Genomic DNA, 4,824 nt, shown 5'->3' on the forward strand with positions numbered 1-4,824 from the left:
CTCAATCGGGTGCCGATTAGGGGATAGGGGATAGGGTATAGGGGATAGGGAGAGGAATTAGGAGGAAAAGCACAAAAGCTGATAATTGCCTTAATTTATTTGCTGAATTTGGGCGTTTAGCCCTGAGGACGCCACAAATCAATCCGCCCTAATCCCTATCCCCTATTCCCTATTCTCTATCCCCTTTTCCAATTAACCTTGGGCAAAATGTGCGATCGATCGACGCGATGTTGATACTTGATGGCAAAATTCAACAGGGAATCGAGGAGCGAATCGGAGAGGAAATGCGGTTGGAGTCCGAGATTTAGCAGATTGGTATTTTTAGCGTTGAAGTAGTGTTCTTCGGCTTCGACGCGAGGATTATCGATCGTCTCGATCTCGACATCCAATCCTAAGGCGATCCCAGCTTGCTTCACCTTAAGGGCGAGATCGTTGATGCTAAACATCTCGGTAAACTGGTTAAAGACGCGGAATTCTCCAGATTTAGCCGGATTGGCGATCGCTAATTCCACACACCGGATCGTATCGCGGATATCGAGGAAAGTTCGAGTTTGACCGCCTTTACCATAAACTGTCAGCGGATGTCCGATCGCGGCTTGAACGCAGAAGCGATTGAGCGCGGTGCCGTAGATGCCATCATAATCGAGCCGGTTGATGAGGATTTCATCCATCCCCGTTTCTTCAGTCAATACCCCGTAAACTACCCCTTGATTGAGATCCGTCGCGCGCAAACCCCACACCTTACAGGCAAACTGGATATTATGACTGTCGTGAACCTTGCTCAAGTGGTAAAAACTACCCGGCTGTTTGGGATAGGGTAAAGTATCAGTACGACCGTTATGCTCGATCGTGATGTACCCTTCTTCGATATCGATGTTGGGCGTGCCATATTCACCCATCGTGCCTAGCTTCACCAGATGACAATCGGGGAAATCATTCCGCAGCGCGTATAGCAGGTTGAGCGTACCGACGACATTATTCACTTGCGTCAAGACGGCATGTTCCCGATCGATCATCGAAAACGGTGCCGAACGCTGTTCGCCAAAATGGACTACTGCTTCGGGCTGGAAGGCTTGCAAAGATTTTTGTAAGAAATCATAGTTATTGATATCGCCAATAAATAACTCGATCTCTTTGCCAGTTAACTCTTGCCATCTGCGAATCCGCTGCTGGATGTTGGAAATCGGCGTAAGTGTCTCTACTCCTAGTTCTAAATCCCAATGCCGCCTAACCAAACTATCCAAAATGCCGACATCATACCCCCGGTTGGACAGGTACAGCGCAGTTGCCCACCCACAATAACCATCGCCGCCAATTACCAGGACTTTCATAAATACACAAGAGTAGAGTTATCAATTTTTATGAGCCAGTATTCGCTCAATGTATCAGGACAAGGGCGATCGAGTAAACCTCGATCTCCAAAAACCAGGTTAAGAACGAGTTAAGCGGCGATCGAAACTCAGCTAAATCGCTGAAAATCTCCCCAAAAATCCGCCAAAACCACTCCCCTCGATCTACTTATCACCCGTCAACCGACGTTAGTACTAAGCGACAACCTAAGGGTACCCTGAGATCTACGGTAATTACTTACCCCGCTCCCCGCCACCCGCTCCCCACTAAATAAATGACAGACACAACCGCATCAAGCCATCATACGATCGTGCCACCGGGCAAAAAGATCGATCTCAAAGATTACGATCCCGCAGATACTGGCAAATTCGAGAATAAAGAATCCGCACAAGTCAAATTAGCGGCGGGTATCCAACAATTGGCAGAGTATCAAAATATTCTCTATGCCCAAAATAAATTTTCGGTGCTAATTATTTTCCAAGCAATGGATGCGGCGGGGAAGGATAGTACCATCAAGCATGTGATGTCTGGTATCAATCCGCAAGGTTGTCAAGTCTATAGTTTTAAGAATCCATCGAGTGAAGAATTAGACCACGATTATTTGTGGCGTACTCACAAAGCGATGCCCGAACGCGGTCGAATTGGTATCTTCAATCGATCGTATTATGAAGAAGCCCTAATCGTGCGCGTCCATCCCGAACTCTTGGCTGCCCAAAAGTTACACGCGATCGATTTCAAGCAAATCTGGCCGCAAAGATTTCAAGAAATTAATGATTTTGAGCGGTATCTCACCAATAATGGTACTGTCATCATCAAGTTCTTTTTACACGTTTCTAGAAAAGAACAAAAACGGCGGTTTCTAGAGCGCATTACCGAACCAGAAAAAAATTGGAAGTTTAGCGATCGCGATGTCGAAGAACGTGCCTATTGGGATGATTATCAAGCCGCGTATACAGATGTCTTCAACCATACTAGTACCAAAGCCGCACCTTGGTATATCATTCCTGCCGATCGCAAATGGTTTACGCGCCTAACTGTCGCCGACATCATCTGCTCTCGTCTGGCGCAAATGGATTTAGCCTACCCGCAAATCGGTGAGGAGCAACGCGCTCAATTAGCAGTTGCTAAGAAAATGCTCGAAGGGGAAGAATGACAGCACTCACATTCCCCGCTGTCTCGATCGCGATCCCCGCTCCCCCAACTAGTATTAAAAGTCGGGGATCGCGCTCTACCGATCGATCTTCGCAGTTTTTTTATTTAAAAATAAGTTGCATTTGACAGCTGGCGATCGGTGATTTTGATTACATACTAATCCCCGCGATCGCCAGATAGAGATCGATCGGATTAAAGAAAAAGCAGATCGATCGGTAATAGGTGGCGATCGAAACCTCGTGACGAGATGACGATCGATTCAGAGCGAAATCGAGCCTTGAATGCTTTGCTAAAAGCAGGTTTGGCGATTATACATTCAGATGAATTGATGCTCGATCGCTCGCGATCGGCACGAGTACTTATCGCAACATAGTCAAAAGGTAGAGGAGAATGGCTGTTTTTTTCCTCAGAAAGATACAGAAGATTTGGGTGGCTTTCTGTTGTAATAGAAAACAGCAATAGCGAATTGAGGAAATCCGATCGATGATGCTAACAATTGAAAAAGTCAATACCTTTAAAGTCGCGCAGCAGGTTAAATTTGTCGGTGGCGAAGGGATCGTCCGGCATGTCAAGTTTGAAGCCCAGAATTGGACGTATCTAGTAGAGATGCCCTTAGGCCAATTCCCAGATTTTGGCAGAGTCGGTGCGGAGACGATGGTAGTACTAAGTGAGACAGAATTACGTGCAGCACGATCTTAAATCCCCACCATTGACCGGATTGCTGGTTGCTACGACGATCGTCGCGTTCTGGCTCGGTAGCCTCGCCTGGGTCTGTTCGCTAGATGTCTCCACGTTGTTACCGCTGGGGATTTTCCCAGTCATTCTAGGCAGAACATTCATCCAGACTGGACTATTTATTGTCGCCCACGATGCTATTCACGGCTCGGTGCTGCCAGGACATCGCCGTGTCAACAAATGTTTCGGTCACTTAGCCTTGGCACTATACGCGCTCCTCCCCTATCAAAAATTGGCGCATCACCACTGGCAGCATCATCTCCAACCCGGTCGGCTGGGCGATCCTGACTTTCACGATGGCGTGCGCGACGGCTTAGGAGCTTGGTACGTCAAATTCATGCAAGAGTATCTAGATTTTCGGCAGAAGGTCGTCCTCTTTTTTGGCATGAAGGTTATCTTCTTTAGTCTGTTCCTGGGCTTTCATGTGCCCATTCCCAATCTGTTTCTGTTTTGGGTGTTGCCGATCGTCTTGAGTTCGATGCAGCTCTTTTTCTTCGGGACTTATTTACCGCATCGATCGGCTGGCAGAGAGACACCCACCAGTCAACACCAAAATTCTCACAATGCGATCAGCACCAACTATCCAATTATCTGGTCGTTTTTGACTTGCTATCACTTTGGCTACCATTGGGAGCACCACGAATATCCATCTTTACCTTGGTATCAGCTCCCGACAGTACGTCAACATCAGCGGAAATCGGCACCAGTTGACAGCAGCGGCAGTTTGACAAGTGTGGCAGAAGCCCAGCTCCAACGCACCATTACGCGATCGATGCCCCTCTATTAATTCATGGGCGATCGATTCCGGTCGATAGTTCGTGTTGAATTACAGCTTAGATATTTGCCCTCACCCAACATTTAACTAGCTATATGCCTGCTGTCAAGTCGATCGATTCCTGCCGATACTCAGTTCGAGGATATTTGGCGATCGCAAACGACAATCGTTGTTAACGATGCGATCGAAACCGTCCACCACCTGAAATCTGCCAACTTTGTTCTCATCGCGGCGGAGGTGTCACCGCGTCCTAATTCCGATCTAGAATTCGATCGCCAGTTCGTAATTTGCGACCCAGATAGCCATACAATCCGCCTAGTCGATCGCCAATAAAAAACAACTGTAAACTACCACCAAATCAGGGTGAAAACCTCTCCTCGCATTCATTGCAGCCGCTTCGATTCGCCTCTAAAATAGGAGTATAGAGAAGAAAAGGATAAGCTTGAGTGAAGATTCAACCCTCTGTACTAGTTCACCTGGGATTTGGCAAATACGTGCGTTCGGACAATGTGGTCGCACTCATTCCCCTAGAGCAAGAACGCGGCCCCGGACGCCGCACGATCGTCTATTTGCAAGGGCAAGAGGAACCGATTGTGGTATCCCGCTCTGAAGATACGATCGTCCGTGACTTAGTTCAGGAGCCACACGAAGTTACCCAATCCCGTCAGCAACAAGAAATTTTGCGAGACTTATTGCAAAACCTCGATGGTGTGAACGCCACCGTTCGCCGGATCAGCCGCGACGAAGGCGGTCTCGATCTCGATCGACTAGAGGATCGGATTAGCAAGGTACTCGAAAATTAGGTTAGTGTT

5 protein-coding genes are annotated in these 4,824 nt (G+C 47.7%); 4 read left to right on the forward strand and 1 reads right to left on the reverse strand.

The window, feature by feature from the left end:
• Positions 1–176: 176 nt before the first annotated feature.
• Positions 177–1,331 (reverse strand): NAD-dependent epimerase/dehydratase family protein, encoded by a 1,155-nt coding sequence (locus RMO84_RS16130; RefSeq protein WP_310489458.1) that lies wholly within the window; start codon positions 1,329–1,331, stop codon positions 177–179.
• A 293-nt stretch (positions 1,332–1,624) separates the two neighbouring features.
• Between RMO84_RS16130 and RMO84_RS16135 the strand changes: the two genes are divergently transcribed.
• The 4 genes from RMO84_RS16135 (at position 1,625) to RMO84_RS16150 (ending at position 4,815) form a co-directional block, all read left to right on the forward strand.
• Entirely contained in the window at positions 1,625–2,503 is an 879-nt protein-coding gene (locus RMO84_RS16135) for a polyphosphate kinase 2 family protein (protein ID WP_310489459.1), read from the forward strand.
• A gap of 482 nt (positions 2,504–2,985) precedes the next feature.
• A complete protein-coding gene (locus RMO84_RS16140) occupies positions 2,986–3,201 on the forward strand; it encodes a hypothetical protein (protein WP_310489460.1) in 216 nt (71 codons plus the stop codon).
• Positions 3,185–4,024, forward strand: coding sequence for a fatty acid desaturase (locus RMO84_RS16145; protein WP_310489461.1), 840 nt, complete (start codon positions 3,185–3,187; stop codon positions 4,022–4,024). The genes RMO84_RS16140 and RMO84_RS16145 overlap by 17 nt, the downstream gene beginning before the upstream one ends.
• Positions 4,025–4,458: 434 nt before the next feature.
• Positions 4,459–4,815: a hypothetical protein gene (locus RMO84_RS16150; protein ID WP_015161987.1), complete on the forward strand. Its 357-nt coding sequence runs from the start codon at positions 4,459–4,461 to the stop codon at positions 4,813–4,815.
• Positions 4,816–4,824 lie beyond the last annotated feature (9 nt).

It is taken from the genome of Chamaesiphon sp. VAR_69_metabat_338 (assembly GCF_031423935.1).
Taxonomy (GTDB): domain Bacteria; phylum Cyanobacteriota; class Cyanobacteriia; order Cyanobacteriales; family Chamaesiphonaceae; genus Chamaesiphon.